The organism is Paenibacillus sp. CF384 (assembly GCF_900106745.1).
Lineage (GTDB): Bacteria > Bacillota > Bacilli > Paenibacillales > Paenibacillaceae > Paenibacillus_Z.
On the sequence record NZ_FNNV01000003.1, the window covers coordinates 171840 to 193407 of the forward strand.

Sequence of the window (21568 nt, forward strand, 5' to 3'; positions counted from 1 at the left end):
GAACAATAGGGAGTTATCGTCATGAGCTTATTCAAACGAATCAAGAATATAATGGCCAAACCGGAGCCGGCGAAGGTGGAGAAAAGCGTCCTGACTATCGGACCTGGCGATGTAGTAGAAGTGTCGCTCGTTACGTACCAGGTTGTTGGACGCTTGCATAACCGTCAACGTAATCTGATTGTATTGACGCTTCAAGACGGTTCCGCGATCCAATACTTAACCATTGAAGAGCGGGAGCGTACCGAGTATGCTTTGTACAATTCCATCGATGGGCGGCTCGATTCCGTTGAGGAAGTACCTACGGAAATCGAATTGGATGACCGTGTGTTCCATTTGGAGGAGCAGTATTCAGGCATCGTTACCGCATCCGGTAAGACGCCGTTTGTGCAAGGTGGAGAGCAATACGTCTGGCAGTATCAATCTGATGATATGAAGCTGCTTCGTATTGAATGGCAGGATGGCCGATTCATGCTATATGAAGGTGAAGATGTGCTTCCGGCCGATGTTCGCGTTCTCCGCGGCAGTTAGGAGATGATGAATGGGATGCGCAAAGCCAGTTATTTAATCAAATTATTGCTTGTTGTAACGCTCATTGTTCCTCTTCTTGCCGCTTGCGGCATGAATAAGACGATTGAAGAGAACTATCCGCTGGAGTCCGTCAACGGAAGCGGCAATGAGACTTCTTACGTGTACCGGGCAGCAGGTGTCACTGTACCTGAAGTAGCGAAGGCGCTCATTGATGAGTCCAAGCCGCAGCAGCAATCGCCTGAGAAGACAGATCATATGTTTCTTGTCTACTCGGACCGAGTTGTCCATCTGCAGCAGGATGCAGCAAAGCCGGAAGATACATTGATCGAAGTGGATTCCAAAGAGTACGTTCGCAATAACTACAGCTCCAGTTTCTTGCAGGGTTATCTGATTGCCAGTATCTTAGGTGATTTATTCGATAACGGTCGTTATGGGAATGGCAATTATCGTGGTTATTCCGACCGAGATAAGTACAAGCCGAAGGGCGGCACTTATCATGCCCCGTCGGTTCAGGAGAAGAAAGCCGTTCCCCCGATGACAGTTAGTCGGACCGGATCGATCTTCAAACGCTCCAAGAACGCCGATAGCAGCAAGGTGGGTGAAGGCGGGCTCTTTAACAAAGCTCCCCCCAAATCCGGTAAAATTACGCGCGATTCCGGCGACAGCAAGAAGTCGGGCAGTTGGCTGACGCCGCGCAAATCCTCGAAACCGAAGACCAGAGTCGGATTCGGCAGAGTATCAAGGCGACGATAAACGAAGAGACCGGTAGAAGCAGATTCAGAACTGCGAATACCGGTCTTTTTTTTGCTTATATGGCATGCTCTTACTTTAAAATGATTGCGGCTTTAGGTATGATGAAGAGATCATAATGGCTGCTTGTAATAGGAAGGGGAACTGGAATGAAACGGTTGCTGTCACCGCTGAATACGGTCGTGCTAACTCAATTTCTGAGCGCATTCGCGGATAATTTGAACTTTTTTCTTATCGTAGGCATGGTCAAGCGACAAGGGGTCGACAATCCGGATATCGCCGTCAATTACATACAGATTGCGTTCCTCTGCGCTTATGTTATACTCGCTCCGGTCGTTGGCGCATTCGCGGATAAGAAGGCGAAGTCTAATGTACTGCTACTCGGTAATGTACTGAAAGCAATTGGAATTGGGCTTCTGCTCTTTGGATTACCGCCGGCACTGTGTTATGTGTTTGTCGGCATAGGGGCTGTTGTCTATTCACCCGGTAAATATGGCATCCTCACCGAGCTTACTTCGAATGAAAGCGAGCTGCTGCGGGCAAATGCCAAAGTCGAGGGCTCCACGATTCTGGCGATTCTGCTCGGGACAGTGGCAGGCGGGTTCCTTGCCCAGAATTCCGATCTGCCGGCTGTACTGACATGCATGGCTGTCTATCTGTTGTCGTTGTTCATGACGCTTATGATCCCGGCCAAAGCAGGAAACAGCTCCTTGCGTTACGGCAAAGAGGCTGTGCAGTTTCTGCGTGATTTCATGTTGCTGTTTCGTAATGCCCGTGCTCGGTTCTCCTTGATCGGCACGGGATCATTCTGGCTCACGGCTGCGGTGCTGCGTATAGCGCTTATTGCTTGGCTGCCGCTCAATCTCGGAATCGAAGATACCGACCAGCAGTCCATGATGATCGGTGTAACGGCAATCGGTGTCGTCTGCAGCGCGTTCCTAACGCCGAGACTTGTACCGGCAGGCAGGCTGCACCGAGCATTTTACTATGGTCTCTTCATGGTCGCGTCCGTTATGGTTGCATCGTTAACCTATGTGCTGTGGATGACGATTCTTCTGCTCTTCTTAATTGGCGTCTTTGGCGGAATATTCGTGATTCCGCTGAATACGATGCTGCAGGAAGAAGGCAAAGCGCTGATTGGATCCGGCAAAACGATTGCGGTGCAGAACTTCGTGGAGAACATTCTTACTGTCAGCGGACTTGTTATTTATTTAACGCTCAGCGAGATGAACGTGTCCGTCAACGGCTCGGTTATCGGGATTGGACTCGTGCTGCTCCTCTTTATTCTGTTCCTTGCAACGCAATTAGGCGGCATTAAAGGACAGCCTGCTTCATTAAAGCAAAGACATGAGCACTAGGCATGATGCAGGATCCTGGCATTCCGTGGATTGGAAGGACCCTGCTTATTTGCAAGACGGAAGTCCTGCCCAGATCGAAGTATATAGGCTGTTGAAGAAGCATCTTCTATTCGAGAAGCTAAGTCCTTACTCACCGATCTTAGTGGGAACTGTACCGATCGGTATTCATGTGGCAGGCAGCGATCTGGATTTGATCTGTGCAGTGAGTGACTTCGATGCCTTCGAAGCCGCGATGATTGAAGCGTTCAGACGAGAGCGGCACTTTGAAATCGTTCGAAGAGTCGTTGCCGGACTCGAGCGCATCAAGGTGAATTTCACGCTTGAGTGTTGGCCAATTGAAATATTTGCCCAATCTATACGGACTGTTGATCAGAATGGTTACCGTCATATGGTGGTTGAAGCAAGGATGCTGGCGTTGTTCGGTCCTGATTTTCAATCAGAGATCATGCGCTTGAAAGAGAGTGGTCTCAAAACAGAACCGGCTTTCGCGAAGGCGCTTAAGCTGGAGGGAGATCCCTGTTTGAAGCTGCTGGAGCTGGCCGAATGGACTGACGAGCAGCTGCTTGCGCTAATAGTGGCTGACTAAATAAACAATTATCCAGAATCGTAGAAAAGATGTATCTCCATAAGCGAATGTCTGTTAGAATATACGGACTCAACACTTTTGCTAGGAGGCCTTACCTTGTCGTCCGAACCGCTGCTCACCTTTCTGTCACCGCCGCTGCCTTACTTCATTGAATCCAACCGCGGCTCTTATGGGCCGGGCGGCGAACATCCTAACCGTCGGAATATCGGCGTTTTCGACTTGCTGTTCGTGCATAGCGGAACGTTATACATTGGCGAAGAATCGAATTCCTGGGCAATCGGCCCGGGGCAAATGCTGATCTTAAGACCGGACTTATGGCATTATCCAACGAAACCATGTACAGAAGAAACCGTGTTTGACTGGGTTCATTTTCAAACTGCAGGTCCTTGGGAAGAGTTAAACGATACGAACTGCGGCACGCTGCGCGGCGATTATTATTCCTATGCGATCAGACTGCCGAAGACGATGACGTTCTCCTATCCGGATGAAGCGATTTCGCTCTTCAGCAAGCTGCACGATGCGGCTATGGGTACATCGCATGCGGCGTTCTGGCAGCGACAGCAGTGGTTCCTCCACCTGCTGCAGCTATTCGATGAAGGCTGGCGCAGCGATGCGGCCAAAGCTCCGATTGCCGTAGCCGAAGAGGCAGCGGCCTACTTGAAAATGCATTTCCGCACAACCGTAACAAATGCGAAGCTTGGTGATGTGATGGGCTTGCATCCGAACTATATCGCGCGCTGCATGGGCGAAGTATTCGATTGCACGCCGCAGCAGTATCTGCTTTCTTATCGGATGGATCAAGCGAAGCTGATGCTGATGAAGACCAATTGGCCGATTTCCAGAATCGCAGATGAAACCGGGTTTAAGCAAACCCCGCATTTCTCGCGTTCCTTCGCCGAACATGTTGGAATTACGCCGCTTTCCTATCGGAAGCGCTTCACCGGCAGCAGCAGGGATAAACAAACCATGCTTGATATGCGTAATCACGCGCTTGATCGAGAGTAATAGACAGACGGCAGCCTGCCGGTCCTCGCTTTGCGGGGGCTGGCAGGTTTTTTGTTGAGCGTTATGAAGTGGGTTACCTTGCGTTTTGCCTGTTTACGAACCTGCCGTTTTCATTTAAGATAGCCAAAGACGTTTTAGTATTTGTTGCCGGATGAGGGATGGGAGCATAATGGAGAAAATAGAGAAAGCTCGTTTGAATTATGAACACGCCTTTCAGCAGGCTGCCACGCTGGAAGAGAAAAGTCCCGTGAAATTTCTGATTGCCCTTTACCGCGGAAACTTCACCAACCTGCTGCTTTCGTTGTTATTCTACATCGTGAAGAGCTCGCCGATTTTTGTGCTGCCGATTGTGACAGCCAACATTATCAACATTGTCAGCCAGCCCAGCGAACATTCGGAACGGGAATTGTGGATTAACTTTGCCGTCATCGTAGTTGTGATCTTGCAAAATATCCCGACGCATACTTGGTATGTCTCGTACATGAGCCGCGCCATTCGACATGTCGAAGCCGGCATACGAAGCGCGCTTGTCCGCAAGCTGCAGCAGCTGTCGATTACGTATCATCGCGACCTGCAAGCAGGACGGCTGCAGTCGAAGGTGCTGCGGGACGTTGAAGCGGTCGAGCAGCTTTCCAAGCAAGTGATGCTGACGCTGATGCCTGCACTCATTAATATTATCGTTTCCATCATCATTACGGTGCGCAACAGCTGGTCAGTATCGCTCTTCTTCGTGATGACGATTCCGGCTGCTATTCTGCTCGTGCGCATATTCCGTAAGAAAATCAGCTCCACCAATAAGGAATTCCGTAAGGAAATCGAGAAGATGTCCTCCAAGATGTCCGAGATGGTCGAGATGATTCCGGTTACGAGAGCACATGGCTTGGAAGAAGTGGAGATCGAGCGCATTGACGGCACGCTGCGTAAGCTGCAAGGGAAGGGACTCAGGCTGGATATCGCCGAGGCGTATTTTGGCGCTTCCAACTGGGTCACGTTCCAGCTGTTCCAGGTGTTCTGCCTGCTGTTTACGGCTTTCCTCGCTTACAAAGGACAAATCGAAGTCGGCAATATCGTGATGTATCAGGGCTTCTTCAGCATGATTCTAGGCTCGGTATCTGCCTTGATTACGACTTACCCGAATATGGCCAAAGGTTTCGAGTCCATCTATTCGATTACGGAAATTCTCAACTCGCCGGAGATTGAACGCAACGATGGGAAGATCAAACTGCGAGAGATTAGCGGTGAGATTGCTTTTGAAGACATTCAGCTTGTTTATCCGGGCTCTGAGCATCATGTCTTGGAGGAAGTGACGCTGACGGTAAGAGCCGGCGAATGTATCGCCTTTGTCGGGGAATCCGGGGCAGGGAAGTCGACGATTCTCAATCTGGTCACAGGATTCTTGCAGCCTACTGGCGGCAAGCTGACGATTGACGGCGTGAACATCGATCATATCGATCTTCGGGAATACCGTAAATTCATTTCGGTTGTGCCGCAGACGAATATTCTGTTCTCCGGTACGATCCGCGACAATATCGTGTACGGCTTGCCGGACATTACAGATGAGCAAATTTATAACGCGATTGAAATGGCGAATTTGTCCGAAATGATCAAGCGATTGCCGAGCGGCATCCATACGAAGGTCGGCGAGCATGGCGGCAAGCTGTCCGGCGGACAGCGTCAGCGGATTGCGATTGCACGTGCGCTCATCCGTAATCCGAAAGTCATCATCTTGGATGAAGCAACGTCGGCGCTCGATAATGCGTCGGAATACCATGTGCAGAAAGCGATGCAGGAGCTGATCAAAGGCAGAACCACCTTCATCGTCGCGCATCGTTTGTCCACGATTCGCGATGCCGATCGCATCGTCGTGATGAAGCAAGGCCGAATTGCAGAGATTGGCACCTTCGATGAGCTGATTGCGAGCAAAGGGGAATTTTATCATTTGAAACAGCTTCAAATTTAGAAGGCTTAAAGAAGAGAGGCTATTCCTCGGTCAATGAATGACTGTGGAATAGCCTCTTTGTCGATTGACGTGAGATGCATACGGCCGACTGTTGTTGAATAGCTGCCTTAGAGAGATAATTCTAGAATTTGACGCACATCCGCTTCGTGAAGCTTCTTGAAGTTGCCAAGCGGGCCGAAGTGCACAGCTTCCTTAGCCATTGTGTCTAGATTCTCGCGGCCGATGTTGTAGTAAGCCAGTGTAGCCGGTGCGCCGATCCGCGTGAAGAAAGCACGCGTAGCTTCGATGCCGGCCAGCGCCAGCTCCTCGTCCGATTTGTTTCCGCGTTCGATGCCCCATACGCGCTCTGCATACTGCGTGAAGCGGTCAATCCGCTCCTGATATACATATTTCATCCAGTTCGGGAACACAATCGATAATCCTGCGCCATGCGGAATGTCGTAGATGGCACTGATTTCATGCTCGATACCGTGGGAAGCCCAGTCGCTCTCGGTACCGACACTAATTAAGCCGCCGTTTAGCGCCATGGTTCCGCAAAGCATAAGATTCGCACGTGCTTCGTAATTCTCTGGGTTGTCCATAGCAAGCTCGGCGTTCTCGATAACCGTTAGCAGGATGGATTCGCACAGACGTTCTTGCAGCGGAGCATTTGGCGTCAATGTAAAGTACTGCTCGAACACATGAGACATAATATCGACGGATCCGTTTACGGTTTGGTCACGCGGTACCGAGAACGTAAGCGTCGGGTCCAAAATCGAGAAGCGAGGATAAGCATACATGCTGCCAAATGCGCGTTTCTGCTTCGTTTCCCAGTTCGAAATAACGGCATTACCGTTCATTTCGGAGCCTGTTGCCGATAAAGTCAGAATCGTACCGATTGGGAGCGCATCGCGAATAACGGCTTTCTTCATAAAGAAATCCCAAACATCTCCGTCGTAGAGCGCGCCTGCTGCAATCGCTTTGGCTGCATCGATTACGCTTCCGCCGCCGACAGCAAGCACGAGGTCTACTTTCTCACTGCGACACAGCTCGATCCCGCGGTTAACGGAGGTTAAACGTGGGTTCGGCTCGATGCCGGACAGTTCTACGATCTTAGCGTCGATGGACTTCAATTGCGTCAAGACTTCATCATATAGGCCGGTTTTCTTGATGCTGCCGGATCCATAAACGAGGAGAATCGTCTTGCCGAATGCTTCCGCCAGCTTGCCCAGCTGACTGACCGTACCGCTGCCGAAGACGATCTTCGTTGGATTTTGAAACGAAAATGAATTCATGTCACACCTCCATATGTTGGTTACACCATGCTTATCTTATCGATAGGAGAGGCGTGAAGTCAAGGCGAGGCCATCCGGCGCGGCGGCTTACGTCCACCGGAAACCGTACACTAAACAAGACATTCACGGCCCTAAATACAGCAAAGTACAATTTGTACTGTATCCGTTGAGATGATTTTTATGCAAAAATGAAAGCGCTTCACACAAGAATTGAAGGAGGAATGAAGTAATGATTCAAGCAACACCTATCCGCCGTGTTAGTTTGTCTTTACTCTCGCTTGTACTCGTATTGGGGATGTCGCTCGGGCTGTTTGGTTCAGTCGCGTCTGCAGCCGGCAACTACTATGTCAGTCCTAGCGGAAGCGACTCAGCTGGAACGGGGGCACAGGCAAGTCCGTGGAAAACGATCGCCTATGCTGCGGCTCATGTACCGGCAGGTGCAGGCAACACGATTGTGCTGACGGCAGGAACATTTACGGAGACCCAAGCGATTGTACTTCCCTTAGGCGTGAATGTAGTCGGCGCCGGAACGTCGCAAACGACAGTTAATGCCGGTGCCGTCTCAAGTCCGGGTACCGGAAATTCGCTATTGTTTCAGTTGGTGTCCACTTCTCATGAAATCGGCAACCAGTCTCTCAGCGGTTTCACGATTAATGGACAAAGCAAAGCGCTGGAAGGCGGTATTCATGTGCAAGGCCGCGATAATGTCGTCATACACGACGTTAACGTGACGAATACCGCGCATACGGCGATTCGCGTAATTGCCGGCTGGAGCGCAACGGATACGGTGGCTCCGCCATTTTACTTAACGGGTATTGAAGTGTATAACTGTAAGCTGACCAACACGTCTCATGATCTGGCGGGATGGACCTCCGGCGCGATGTCGCTCGGCGGACTAAACGGCGCACTCATTCATCATAACACCATTAACGAGGATCAAGGATATGGCATCAAGTTTGAGAATAATGGCTGGTTCAAGGGCATCAAGGTGTACAACAACACCATCAACACGAACAATATTGATGCGCTGTGGGGCTCGGACGCCACGATCGAGTTCTGGAACATATATGACAACAGCGAAATTTACAATAACAATTTGAACAACTGGGTATCGATCGTGAACCGTTTTGCCGGCACCGGCACGACGCTGCTCTTCCATGACAACACCGAAATCGTAACTAACGACAATAATAAGACCGCCGGTATCGAAGTGGCTGCGGGCAATACGAAGGTTTACAATAACTACTTCGAGCAAACGCGCTGGGGCGTTGGCTTCTGGCAGGAGAAATACAACAGCAACAACATGGTCTACAACAATGTGTTCTATAATCGGGTTTTGCCTTCAGATGAGTGGAATTCCGGCATTTATTTCGAGAACGCCAACGTTGGTTACGCCTACGACAACAACCAGATTTTCAATAACGTCTTCACCCGATTCGAACAGGCCGTATGGTATAAATGCGTCGGCAACGCGCCGATTACGAACACGAAATTCCAAAATAATATCGTGACGGATATGCAGTATGCGTTCATTCTGACTGCGAGCAACACGGAATATTTGAGCAATACGACGATGACGAATAACGTGCTGTACAATGTGCCGACGCCACTAATTCGTGCATTCGGCGGCACGCCTGTCAACCTTGTCATGTCGAACAATCCGGCAGGAAATCCCGGCCTGACAGGAACAGGAGCTAAGCCGGATCCTTATTTCCGCCCGGCTTCAGCTTCCAGTCTCGTTGTGGATGCCGGAACAAATGTCGGTCTGCCTTACAGCGGCTCCGCGCCTGACATCGGTCGTTATGAATGGAGCGGAACGGGTGGCGGAGATACGCAAGCACCGACGGCTCCAACCAACCTGGCAGCCCCAAGCAAGACGGATACGACGGTATCGTTGACGTGGACAGCATCCACCGACAATGTCGGAGTTTCGGGCTATGATGTCTATCGGGGTACAACCAAAGTGAACACATCGCTCATCACGGGAGCGACGAGTTATACCGTTAACGGCCTTGCGGCAAGCACGGCTTATTCCTTCACGGTAAAAGCAAAAGACGCAGCAGGCAATGAATCGGCGGCTAGCGGCACGCTATCTGTTACAACGAATGCAGCATCCACGGGCAGTTTTGTGAAAGGAATCAATTTCAACGGAGCTGCAGCTACGATTAACGGCAACGCTTGGCTCGCAGAGAGTGCCGCAGGATTAACGCTTAGCACGGTCAGTCGCGCATCGACGTCCATTACGCCATCCCCGGCCGTGGATAGTGCGACGAGTGGCATGCTGAAAACGGGAATTTGGAACAGTGCGAATTTTTCCGTGGATCAAGCACTGACGAACGGCTCCTACAGCGTATATTTGTGGGTCATGGAAAACCATCAGAATAACTACCGCACCTTCAATGTCAACCTTGAAGGCGCGCAGGCAACTACGTCGCCGATCGGCTCGCTCACGCTTGGCGGATGGCAGCGCTACGGGCCTTATGCTGTCACCGTCAGCGACGGCGTGCTTGATATGGATGTCATCAAAGTCACGAATGACCCGCATCTGATGGGAATGGAGATTTATTCAAGCGGAGGCGGCGATACACAAGCGCCAACAGCACCTTCGAACCTAGCGTCTCCAAGTAAGACCGATACTTCGGTATCACTCACGTGGACAGCTTCGACGGACAACGTAGGCGTGTCCGGCTACGATGTTTATCGCGGAACGACGAAGGTGAATGCCTCGCTCATCACGGGAACGACGAGCTATTCGGTAACGGGGCTGACGGCAAGCACAGCGTATTCATTTACTGTGAAAGCCAAGGATGCCGCAGGCAATGAGTCCGCGGCCAGCAGCGTGCTGAACGTCACGACTAATGCGGCGCCTGCGAGCAGTTTCGTCAAAGGGATCAACTTTAACGGCGGCGCGGTTACGATCAACGGCAACAATTGGCTCGTAGAAAGTGCCGCAGGCTTGACGCTCAGCACGGTAAACCGGGCATCGACGGCAGTAACGCCTTCCCCGGCAGTAGACAGCGCTACGAGCGGCATGCTGAATACGGCGATCTGGTATAATGCGAATTTCTCCGTAGATCAGGCAATTGCTAACGGCACCTATAAGGTGTATCTGTGGGTGATGGAAAACTATCAGAACAACTATCGTTCGTTTCATGTCAATTTAGAGGGTTCGCAAGTTACATCCTCGCCGATCGGCTCACTCGCGGCAGGGGGTTATCAACGGTACGGTCCTTACAACGTAACTGTCAGTGACGGCGTGCTCGATATGGATCTGATCAAGGTGACGAACGACCCGATCGTGATGGGCATGGAGATTTACACCGGACCATGATGAATAACTAGCCCATATCGAAGCTAAGGCTGTCTCAAAAGTGCGATTTACGACTTTTGAGGCAGCTTTTTTCATGGATGAAACACGGCTATACAGCCACAATCGCGACTGTCGATAGCAAAGTACATTTTGTACAGTAGACGCAGCGCGTAATCTTCATTTCGTACAGTATCGGAATGCAGTCCATCCGTAGCATAGTGAAATCAGCCAAGGCGGCGCAGCAACGAACCCTGACATCAGAAAGAGGTGACCACCAAACAAATGCTTAAACGATTATTTCCCTTTGGCAAAACGGGCGAGCTTAACCTGTTGTTTCTACCCGGATTTCTGTATTTCCTCATTCTGGCTTATGTGCCGATGGTCGGCGTCATTATAGCCTTTAAGGATTACAACCTGCGCCTAGGCATCTTCGGCAGCGAATGGGTCGGATTTCAGAACTTCAAGTTTTTCATTGCCAGCGAAACCGCGTGGAGGGTCACGCGCAATACGGTGCTCTATAGCACGGGCTACATTGTAATCAGCACCATTGTTGCGCTTGCATTCGCCATCATGCTGAATGAGCTGTCCCGGCGCTGGATCAAAGTCCATCAAACCGTGCTGTTCCTGCCGTATTTTCTATCCTGGGTGCTTGTGTCTTATATCGCGAATGCCTTCCTCGATCATCAAAGCGGCTTTCTCAACGGAGCGCTGCTCGCAATGGGCATGGAGAAGGTCAAGTGGTATTTCAGCCCCAATTACTGGCCTGTCATTCTTAACCTGGCACATTTGTGGAAAGCGGTCGGGTTTGCGACACTCATGTATTATGCGGGCATCATGGGCATCGATCAGTCCTATTATGAGGCTGCGAGAATCGACGGGGCAGGGAAGCTGCAGATGGTGCGGTTTATTACGATTCCGCTGCTGACGCCGCTTATTACGATTCTGTTGATTCTATCGATTGGCAGCATGTTCCGAGGCGACTTCGGGCTCCACTATTTTGTGACGAACAATACGGGGCTCATCTACTCCACGACAGACGTCATCGATACGTATGTATTCCGTGCGCTGCGTACGATCGGAGACATCTCCATGTCGGCTGCCGTCGGCTTCTTCCAGTCGATTGTCGGGCTGGTGCTGGTGCTGACATCCAACTTGATCGTGAGAAAAATCAATGATGAAAATTCACTATGGTAAGGGGTGAACCAACCGACAATGGAGCATGCTCAAATCGCAATCAAACCGATCTCCCGTTCCTCGCAAATCGCGGGTCAAGCGGTTCACCGGCATGTCATTAACGTGTTCTTCTGTTTTATATCGGCGCTTGTCTTTATTCCGTTTCTGCTCGTTGTTATTTCTTCGTTCTCGGATGAGCAATCCATCATCCATAACGGATACCGGTTCATTCCGGAGAAGTGGTCCATTGAGGGGTATAAGCTGGTCTTTCAATCGCCGACGCTGCTGCTCAAGGCATACAGCATCACAATCGTCATCACGGTAATCGGTACGCTGGCGGGCTTGCTGCTGACGGCGATGACCGGCTGGGTACTCTCGCGGCGGGATTATCGATACAACAGGCAAGCAACGTTCTATGTATTCTTCACGATGCTGTTCAGCGGCGGACTCGTACCGTTCTACATTCTCATGACGCAATATTTGCATCTGAAGGACAGCCTGCTCGCCGTAATCATTCCGGGCTTGTTGAATCCGTTCTACATCATGATTATGAAAGGCTTCTTGTCGAAGCTGCCCTACGAAATGATCGAGTCGGCCAAAGTCGACGGCGCAAGCGAAATTCGCATCTTCTTCACGATGGTGCTGCCGCTCTCTACGCCGGCACTGGCCACGCTGGGGCTCACGATTTCATTCAACTATTGGAATGAATGGTTTAACGCCATGCTGTTTATCGACAAGCCCAATTTGGTTACCCTCCAGCTGCTGCTCGTTCGGATGCTCTCGACGATCGAATATTTGACCTCGAATGCCGAATTCGTCAAGCAGCTGAACATTCAATCGGCAGAGCTGCCTAAATACAGCGTCCGTATGGCGATGGCTATTCTGGCTGCCGGGCCGATGCTCTGTGTATTCCCCATGTTCCAGCGCTACTTCGTGGCAGGACTGACGCTTGGCTCCCTGAAAGGGTGAGTTCGCAGCAGGAATCGATGACGGATTGTCAATCCGGCCATTTTCCAACATAATAAAAATAGATCAGGGAGGTTGTTTAATTGAAAAAGTGGTATCTCGTCCTTATCTCGCTCGTTGTGTTTACTCTTCTTGCAAGCGCTTGCGGCAGCAATAACAACAACGGAGGCAGTGCCTCGAACAAGGCAAGCGACAACACGACTGCAGCAACGACAGAGAATACGTCAGAGGAAACGAATACGGCTGCCGCGGAGCCTGAATCGGAAGCGGCACCGGCGCTAGAGCCGGTCACATTGAAATGGTACTACGTGCAATTCGGACTGCCGCAGGATCAAGAAACCGTCGCGAAAGCATTTAACGAAATGACGCAAAAGCTGATCAATACGACGGTTGAGCTGGTTCCGATCGATTTTGGCGATTATGAGAACAAAATGAATACGCTCGTTGCCTCCAACGAGGAGTTCGACTTGGTCTGGACGTCGAGCTGGGCGTTCAAGTATAACGATAACGTGAACAAAGGCGCGTTTATGGAAATTACGGACGAGATGCTGGATAAATACGCGCCGACAATCAAGAGCAGCTTCAGTCAAGTGGCATGGAACGATACGAAGGTCAACGGCAAAACGTATGCGATCCCGAACTTCCAAACCTTCACGAAGACGCCGGGCTTCGTCATTCAGAAGCGCTTCGTGGACAAATACGGCTTCGATACGACGAAGGTGAAGACCTATGCCGACTTGGAGCCGCTGCTCGAACAAATCAAGAAAGACGAGCCGGACATCGTGCCGTTCGCGATGAACAAGGACCAATCCATGCTGAACGAGGCGTACGGCCTGCAATGGCTCGGCGGTGTTCATTATTACTTGAACGATCCATTCAAAGCAGTGGATATTCTGGAAACACCGGAGTATAAGACGCATGTAGATTTGATGAAAAGCTGGAACGAGAAAGGGTATATCAACGAAGATGCCGCATCCGTCTCGGATTTGAAACCAATGCTTGCCTCCGGCAAAGTTGCGGTTGCGCAGGACTTCACGCTTGCGCCGGGAAGCGAAGCCGGCAAGAAGAATGACTTCGGCGGCAACGAGGTTGTGTATGCACCGATTGCCGAGCCTACGTTTACCGGAGTAACGCCGACGATGAATGCGATCAGCCACAATTCCAAGCATGCTGACCGTGCGTTAATGCTGCTCGAGCTCTTGAACACCAACTCGGATTTGTTTAACCTGCTCACGTTCGGCGTCGAAGGCAAGCATTACACGAAGGTTGGCGACAATACGATCAAGATTACCGACAATAGCGGCTACACGAACAACACGGGCTGGATTTTTGGAAATGTGACGAACGGTTACTTGCTTGAAGGTCAACCGGCGGATACTTGGGAGCGCGTGAAGAAGCTGAACGATACGGCTACGGTTCCGGCGCTCAGCGGGTTTAACTACAACGGCGAGAATACGAAAGCGGAAGGCGCGAACATGGATTCCGTGTATAAGGAGTATGCGCCGGGTCTCGAGACCGGTACGATCGATCCGAACAAATACGTCCCTCTGTTAGTCGAGAAAATGAAGAAAGCGGGCCTGGATACCGTGATGAAAGACAGACAGAAGCAAATCGACGAATGGGCTGCCGCAAACGGCAAGCAATAGCAAGCGTTCAGGGGCGTTTCCTTCGGGAGGCGGCCCTTGAGCGTTCTTCGCAACCACTACTAAGAATCGGGTGAGGCACATGTCTTTGATCTCGGCATTCAAATCGAAACGCTATTTAACTCGAATTTGGTTGACCGTTACGTTGCTGACGGTAATTCTGCTGCTGGGTACATCGTTCTCCATCATGTTTACGTCCGAGAAAACCGTGCTTCGCGTGCAGCAGACCGCCAGCGAGAAAGTCATGGGTCAAATTCGCTATAACGTGCTGCAGATGAATGAAGTGGTAAACGATACGGCGCAGTCGTTATTTCTGAACAGTGATGTGAAGGTACTGCGGTATAACAAAGGCGACGACGAGCTGCTCTATCAGCGAATCAATGATTTGGACACGTTTGTAGGCATGTCTTCGTTCTTGCATTCCGTATTTATCTACAACGGAAGCGTGGGGCGTTGGTACATTGGCAACGGGACGATTCGTGCGGTGTCGAAGCCTTATGAGATCAAATTCAACGCCTTGCTGGCGAAACCTGACGAATGGAAGAAAATGCAGTTGATTCCCGTCGATCTGGACCAGAGCGGAAGCGGGTTTCGCAAGGTGGATTTCTTCTCCTACATCATGTTCGATGCCTACGCCGGCAAGAAACCGGATGATTTGATGATACTCAATGTCAAATCCAAATGGTTATTCGACAATCTCGATATCATGGCGCGAGATGAAGGGAAACAGACGGGCCAGGCTTACCTCATGGATGATCAAGGTCAAATCTTGAATGCGAGAAGCAAAGTGGAATCTTCCCTGCCCGAACTGACAAGCGGCCTGCTGCCTTCAGTTAAGAACGGCATTACGAGCGGATACCGGATTATGAAGATCGACGGGGAGAAACAGGTCGTTTCGTACATGCAGACCGGATTTCAAAATTGGACGATTATTCATACGCAGCCCTACTCCGAGGTGCTCAGCCAAGTGCAGCGGCTTCGCTGGACCATTCTCCTCTTGACTGTCGGATTCCTGATCTTAGCGCTGCTTGTGACGGTGATCATATCGAAGCGGTTATATCGTCCGTTTGACCTGATGTTCCGATCGATAGTCTCTAATACGCCCAAGGATTTGTATACCGAAGAGACCGCGGGGAAGCAAGCAGACGAGATTGCCGTGCTCAGCGGGCTGTATGGTCATATGCTGGATCGGTTGAAAACGGCGGATTCGAGCCTGTCGGAGAACAAGTGGATTCTGAAACGGTACGCGCTCCGTAGATTAGTGCAGGAAAGCCACGGGTTATCGCCGGAAGAGTGGCGTGTTGAAGCGTTGAAGAACGGTTTAGCCATATCGGCCGAAGGTGAATTCCGCCTATGCGTTGCAAGGGTGGATGAGGCTGCGAAACGGTTCTCAGGTGACGAGTACTCCGAGAACAAGCTAATCCATTACGCGATTTCGAACATTTCGGAAGAGATTCTGGCAAGAAGCTATAAGATTGAAATAGTGGATTTAAGGCCGGATCATCTCGTGTTTCTCCTTCAAGCGAAGGAGGTGCATGAGGGAAACAGCGAGCGGTTGACAGCCATGCTGAAGGAGATACAGCAGGTGGTGAAGCTGTATTATCGCGTTTCCTTCTCCGTCGCGGTGAGCGACCTCTTCACGGACTGCCGCCAATGGTCGGCAAGCTACGCGCAAACGTTGGAATATGCCCAATACCGTCTGTTCTATGGGCATGAATCGATCATGGACTCGGCGCATATAACCGAGCGTGAGCGAACAGGCAGCGATCCTGCGGTTCCGGTTGAGCTTGAGCGCAGATTGGTCGAGGGGATTCGTTCCGGAAGCGGAGAGCAGCTGGAGGCCGCATTAGATCGCTTCTTCGAGCTGGCGGGCAAGTTGGCGTATGATCCTTGCATGCACGCATTATCTTATTTGACGATGCTGATTAAGCGTACGGTCGCGGAAGTCAACGAGAACAAGCTTAGGCCGATTTCGCTGGATTTGTATCGACTGCATGCTGCCGTGCTGGAGCAGGAAACCCTGAAGGGCATGCATGAGGTGTACCGGCGCATTGTGCAGGAGCTCTGTTTGACGAGGAAGGAAGAACAGGATCTCGATCATAACGATATTCTGATGGAGACGATCAAAGAGATTGTCAGCGCCAATTACCGCGATATGAATCTTTCGTTGCAGAGCATATCCGATATGCTCAAGATGTCCTCCGTATATGTCGGCAGATTATTCAAAAAAGCGGAGAATCAATCCGTGGCGGAGTATATCAACGACGTGCGGCTGCAGCAAACGATGCTCCTGCTGGAGAAAGGAAATTACACCGTCAATGAAATTATGGAGCTTGCCGGATTTAGCAATCAAAGCCATTTCTTTAGATTGTTTAAGAAACGGTTCGGCACGACGCCTCGCGAGTATCGGATGAAGAAAATATTGTCCTAATTCTCCCAATATATTAAAATATTAACTGCCCCTATCAGGGCGGGTTTATTTATTTTGCGCCATATTTTTACAAAAAAATTTCTTGACAAATATGACATCTACGTAACAAAGGGTGAAATGGTGGACGAATCAAAATTTTCTGAAAATAGGATGCCAACTTTAAAAAGAGAGTGTATAATGAAATAAAAATCGCGCCTGCGTTAGTAAACATGACAATACCTTTACAAGTAGCTACACTAGGGAGGTGCATGCCATTATGGCTAATGCGGCTGCAATCGGTCTATCTTTGCGCGATTTATATCTTTTTAACAAAGGGAATTTGTTTCATAGTTATCGTACATTTGGTGCGCATCCAATTCGCCTCGGCGACGAAACCGGCGTACGATTCACCGTGTGGGCCCCCAATGCCAAGCAGGTCCGAATCGTTGGTTCGTTTAACGACTGGAACGGGTACCAACATGAAATGGAGCTATACGGCGAAACCGGCGTATGGAGCTTGTTTGTTCCAAGCATCGGGCCCGGAACGGTGTATAAGTATGAAATTCAAACCATTGACGGCGCTCTGCTGCTGAAATCGGATCCTTATGCCTTTCAATCCGAGCTGCGGCCAAGCACGGCATCGGTTGTTGCGGAAGTATTCCATTTTAACTGGAATGATGGAGACTGGCATCAGCGTAAGCTAGAAGACAGTCCTTATCACGAAGCGATGCTCACGTATGAAGTCCACCTTGGTTCATGGCGCAATTGGGGCAAGGAGTTGTTCTGGACCTACGAGGAGATGGCAGGCGCACTTGTTGATTACGTCGTAGAGATGGGGTACACCCATATCGAGCTGCTCCCCATTACGGAGCATCCGCTCGACCAATCTTGGGGCTATCAAGCAACAGGGTACTATGCACCGACCAGTAGGTATGGAACACCCGAGCAGCTTATGCATCTCGTCGATCGCTGCCATCAGCGCGGCATCGGCGTCATCTTGGACTGGGTTCCCGGTCATTTCTGCAAGGATGATCATGGATTGCGTGAGTTTGACGGGATGCCGATCTTCGAAGGAAAGAACTGGAAGCTGGCGGAGAAACCGCTGTGGGGAACACTGGCTTTCGACTTTAGCAGCACGGAAGTGCAAAGTTTTCTCATTTCTAATGCGATCTATTGGATGGACGTATTCCATATCGACGGTCTGCGAGTAGATGCCGTTGCCAGTATGATCGATCTTCATTTTGACAAACCTCCTGAGCTTTTCACCTATAACGCATTTGGCGGCACGGAGAATACCGATGCCATCCGTTTTCTGAAACGATTGAACGAAACCGTTTTTCAGTATTTTCCGGACGCCTTAATGATTGCCGAAGACTCTTCTTCTTGGCCAGCCGTTACTTCACCGACTTACATGGGCGGCCTTGGTTTCAACTTCAAATGGAATATGGGCTGGATGAACGACATGCTGCGCTACATGGCGCTTGATCCGAATGATCGCATGCGTCACCATAACCTCATCACCTTCTCTCTCGTATATGCATTCTCTGAAAATTTCGTATTGCCGCTTTCACACGACGAGGTCGTCCACGGAAAACGCTCGCTCTTGAACAAAATGTCCGGCACCTATGAGCAGAAATTCGCACAGCTCCGCTTATTCTACGGCTACTGGATGACGCATCCGGGCAAGAAGCTGCTCTTTATGGGCGGTGAGTGGGGGCAGTTCGACGAATGGAAAGATGCTGAAGCGCTTGACTGGCAGCTTCTTGAATATCGTGCTCACGGGAGCATGCACCATTATGTAAAATCCCTTAATCATATATATGGCGAGCAGCCATCGCTTTGGGAACGGGATTGCGATCCCGGCGGATTTGAATGGATTGACGTCCACAACGCCGCGCAAAGCGTCATCGTCTTCATGCGCCGCGGACATGCGAGTGGCGAGTTCATGGTTGTTGTCTGCAATTTCTCCTACCATCACTACTCCGACTATCGAATCGGCGTACCGGAATCCGGCGAATACCGGATCGTTCTACACAGTGAGGCGGTAACCTTCGGCGGTGTCTTGACGGACATCCCGGAAGTTCTATATAGCAAACCGGCACCATGGCATGGAAGGCCTTGCAGCATTTCGCTCGAACTTCCGCCGCTATCGATTCAATTGCTGGTACTTGCCAAGGGGTCACTTGACCGCAATGATCGCTTAACCACGCAGCACTGATTGACAGCAATCATTACACCTACTGCAGCTAGCCGTTGCAGTAAAGAAGGAGAGTGTGTCCATGGGCAGAAAACGTATGGTGGCCATGCTTCTTGCCGGAGGAGAAGGAAAGAGACTCGGCGTGCTTACGAAAGATGTAGCAAAGCCGGCGGTCCATTTTGGCGGGAAGTACCGAATTATCGATTTTACTTTAAGCAACTGTGCACATTCGGGCATCGACACAATCGGCGTTCTGACGCAATATCAGCCGCTGGTCCTGAACACCTATCTCGGAATCGGCAGTCCATGGGGACTAGACCGACGCGACGGCGGAATGGCAATACTTCCTCCTTATGTCAAGCAAAAAGGCGGTATGTGGTATAAAGGCACCGCGAATGCAATTTATCAGAATATGGGGTTCATCGATCGGTACGACCCCGACTATGTATTAGTGATCTCAGGCGATCACATTTATAAGATGGATTACGAGCTCATGCTGAGAGAGCATGAGGAGCGTGGCGCCGATGTTACAATCGCGTGCATTGAAGTAGGCTGGAAGGAAGCAAGCCGCTTCGGCATTATGCATGTTGACGATGAAGGTGCCATCACTTCGTTCGAAGAGAAACCGAAAGTGCCTACCAGCAATTTGGCATCGATGGGTGTTTATATTTTCTCCTGGCCGGTCTTGCAGCAGTATTTGGTTCGCGACGAAGCGAATCGGTTATCCGGCAACGACTTCGGCAAAGACATCATTCCGGCTATGCTTCAGGACGGCGTGAAGCTTCAGTCCTACACCTTCAACGGGTATTGGAAAGACGTCGGTACGCTTGAGAGCCTGTGGGAAGCCAATATGGATCTGCTCTCGGAGAAACCGGCGCTTGATCTGAACGACCGCGACTGGCGGATTTACTCCGTTAACCCGAATCGACCGGCTCATTATTCTGCGGCTACCGCAGACATCGTAGACTCTCTCATTACGGAGGGCTGCTTAATAGAAGGGCTAGTGCATCGATCGGTGCTGTTCCATGGTGTCCAGTCCGGACTTGACAGTCAAGTGCGCGAGTCGGTCATTATGCCGAACGTTAAGATCGGCAAAGGGGCTCGTATCTACCGTGCCATTATTGGGGAAGGAGCCATAATCGGCGACGGGGTCGTGATCGGAAGTCCGGATTCAAGCGCGGTTACAGTTATCGGAAGTGATGAACTCGTTACGGCTACTCATTCGTTGCAGGAGGTAGAGCAGTCATGAACTCCAACATACTAGGTGTCATAAATCTTATCCACGAATCAGATGAACTAGAGTCCTTGACGGCAAGCCGCTGCTTGGCTACTGTTCCGTTTGGCGCACGTTTCCGGCTTATCGATTTCACGCTATCAAGCATGGTGAATTCAGGGATTACGAAGGTTGGCGTGTTCGCGCAAACCAAATATCGTTCCCTTATCGACCATCTGGGTTCCGGCAAGCACTGGGATCTGCATCATCGTCAGAGCGGATTGTTCATCATGCCGCCTGTGACGGATGACGTGAACGAGGTGCGTCGCGGCGATTTGTATCACTTCTATCAGCACCGTGATTACTTTACGCGCTCGTCGCAAGAGTATGTGCTGGTCACACGCAGTCATATGGTCTGCAATGTGGATTATGATGCCATGCTGTCTTCGCATAAAGCAAGCGGCGCGGACATTACGGTCGTTACGAAAGAGCAAACGGAGCTGTTTGGCGGCAAAGCGCGCAAGCTGCAAACCGACGAGAAAGGACGCGTCACGGCCATGCAGGACCATTACGGCCGGCTGGAGAGCGATCTGATCTCGATGGAAATGTACTTGATGCGCAAGGAGCTGCTGCTTGAGCTCGTAGATACTTCGCTTGCGCAAGGACAGGATCATCTTGTCCGTCACGCGATTATGTCGCGAGTTAACGATCTCCACATACAAAGCTATGCCTACGACGGTTATCTTGGCGTCGTAAATACATTGAACAGTTATTACAAAAACAACATGCAGCTTCTCCGTCCTGAGGTGTGGAAGAGCCTGTTCTATGAGCCGGGCCCGATCTACACGAAAGTCAAGGATGAGCCGCCGGCCCGTTATGCCGAAGGGGCCAAGACGTCGAATTCCCTCGTAGCGAACGGATGTATCATCGAAGGAACGGTCATCAACAGCATTTTGTTCCGAGGCGTTCATGTACGCAAAGGAGCCGTTGTGCGCAACAGCATCGTCATGCAGAACGGTATTATCGGAGAGCATAGCTTCGTGGATCATGTCATCCTCGATAAGGATGTCACCGTGGAACGCAGCCGTGAGCTGCGCGGTGCCGAAGTGTCGCCATTCCTGGCAGTTAAGCGGAAAGTCATCTAAATCCTATTGTTGTCGTCAGTCGTTGCAAATCTAGAGAGATAGAAAGTTGA

At 50.7% G+C, this 21568-nt stretch carries 15 protein-coding genes; 14 read left to right on the plus strand and 1 reads right to left on the minus strand.

From position 1 onward, the window contains the following. Positions 1-21 precede the first annotated feature (21 nt). The 6 genes from BLW29_RS08200 (at position 22) to BLW29_RS08225 (ending at position 6187) form a co-directional block, all read left to right on the plus strand. The gene (locus tag BLW29_RS08200) at positions 22-528 is read left to right on the plus strand and encodes a DUF4178 domain-containing protein (RefSeq protein ID WP_090978104.1); all 507 of its coding nucleotides are present in this window, start codon (positions 22-24) and stop codon (positions 526-528) included. A gap of 15 nt (positions 529-543) precedes the next feature. Further along, the gene (locus BLW29_RS08205; RefSeq protein ID WP_090978106.1) at positions 544-1281 is read left to right on the plus strand and encodes a DUF4247 domain-containing protein; all 738 of its coding nucleotides are present in this window, start codon (positions 544-546) and stop codon (positions 1279-1281) included. Positions 1282-1427: 146 nt separating this feature from the next. After that, on the plus strand, positions 1428-2636 hold the full coding sequence (gene lplT, locus BLW29_RS08210) for a lysophospholipid transporter LplT (protein ID WP_090978108.1): 1209 nt from the start codon (positions 1428-1430) through the stop codon (positions 2634-2636). Between the two features lie 25 nt (positions 2637-2661). After that, the gene (locus tag BLW29_RS08215; protein ID WP_256208446.1) at positions 2662-3222 is read left to right on the plus strand and encodes a DUF4269 domain-containing protein; all 561 of its coding nucleotides are present in this window, start codon (positions 2662-2664) and stop codon (positions 3220-3222) included. Between the two features lie 96 nt (positions 3223-3318). Further along, positions 3319-4227 carry a helix-turn-helix transcriptional regulator gene (locus tag BLW29_RS08220; RefSeq protein WP_090978112.1) on the plus strand — a complete coding sequence of 303 codons (909 nt, stop codon included), beginning with the start codon at positions 3319-3321 and terminating at the stop codon, positions 4225-4227. A gap of 169 nt (positions 4228-4396) precedes the next feature. Continuing rightward, positions 4397-6187: an ABC transporter ATP-binding protein gene (locus tag BLW29_RS08225; protein ID WP_090978114.1), complete on the plus strand. Its 1791-nt coding sequence runs from the start codon at positions 4397-4399 to the stop codon at positions 6185-6187. 107 nt (positions 6188-6294) lie between these two features. On the opposite strand, the gene BLW29_RS08230 is transcribed toward BLW29_RS08225, so the two are convergent. Beyond that, positions 6295-7461, minus strand: a complete 1167-nt coding sequence (locus tag BLW29_RS08230) for an iron-containing alcohol dehydrogenase (protein ID WP_090978116.1) — start codon at positions 7459-7461, stop codon at positions 6295-6297. A 229-nt stretch (positions 7462-7690) separates the two neighbouring features. Here BLW29_RS08230 and BLW29_RS31685 point away from each other — a divergent pair, with 229 nt between their 5' ends. The 8 genes from BLW29_RS31685 to glgD all read left to right on the plus strand — a co-directional run bounded on the left by BLW29_RS31685 (position 7691) and on the right by glgD (position 21518). Then, complete coding sequence (locus BLW29_RS31685; protein ID WP_256208447.1) at positions 7691-10792, plus strand: fibronectin type III domain-containing protein; 3102 nt, start codon at positions 7691-7693, stop codon at positions 10790-10792. 261 nt (positions 10793-11053) lie between these two features. Further along, entirely contained in the window at positions 11054-11965 is a 912-nt protein-coding gene (locus tag BLW29_RS08245; RefSeq protein WP_090978118.1) for an ABC transporter permease, read from the plus strand. An 18-nt stretch (positions 11966-11983) separates the two neighbouring features. Beyond that, entirely contained in the window at positions 11984-12913 is a 930-nt protein-coding gene (locus tag BLW29_RS08250) for a carbohydrate ABC transporter permease (RefSeq protein WP_143044366.1), read from the plus strand. 80 nt (positions 12914-12993) lie between these two features. Then, entirely contained in the window at positions 12994-14556 is a 1563-nt protein-coding gene (locus tag BLW29_RS08255) for an ABC transporter substrate-binding protein (RefSeq protein ID WP_090978120.1), read from the plus strand. 79 nt (positions 14557-14635) lie between these two features. Continuing rightward, entirely contained in the window at positions 14636-16984 is a 2349-nt protein-coding gene (locus BLW29_RS08260) for an AraC family transcriptional regulator (RefSeq protein WP_090978122.1), read from the plus strand. Between the two features lie 256 nt (positions 16985-17240). Further along, complete coding sequence (glgB, locus tag BLW29_RS08265; protein ID WP_090978124.1) at positions 17241-19181, plus strand: 1,4-alpha-glucan branching protein GlgB; 1941 nt, start codon at positions 17241-17243, stop codon at positions 19179-19181. A 61-nt stretch (positions 19182-19242) separates the two neighbouring features. After that, complete coding sequence (locus tag BLW29_RS08270) at positions 19243-20409, plus strand: glucose-1-phosphate adenylyltransferase (protein ID WP_090978126.1); 1167 nt, start codon at positions 19243-19245, stop codon at positions 20407-20409. Continuing rightward, positions 20406-21518: a glucose-1-phosphate adenylyltransferase subunit GlgD gene (gene glgD / locus BLW29_RS08275; protein WP_177186538.1), complete on the plus strand. Its 1113-nt coding sequence runs from the start codon at positions 20406-20408 to the stop codon at positions 21516-21518. Before BLW29_RS08270 ends, glgD begins: the two co-directional genes overlap by 4 nt. Positions 21519-21568: the final 50 nt, after the last annotated feature.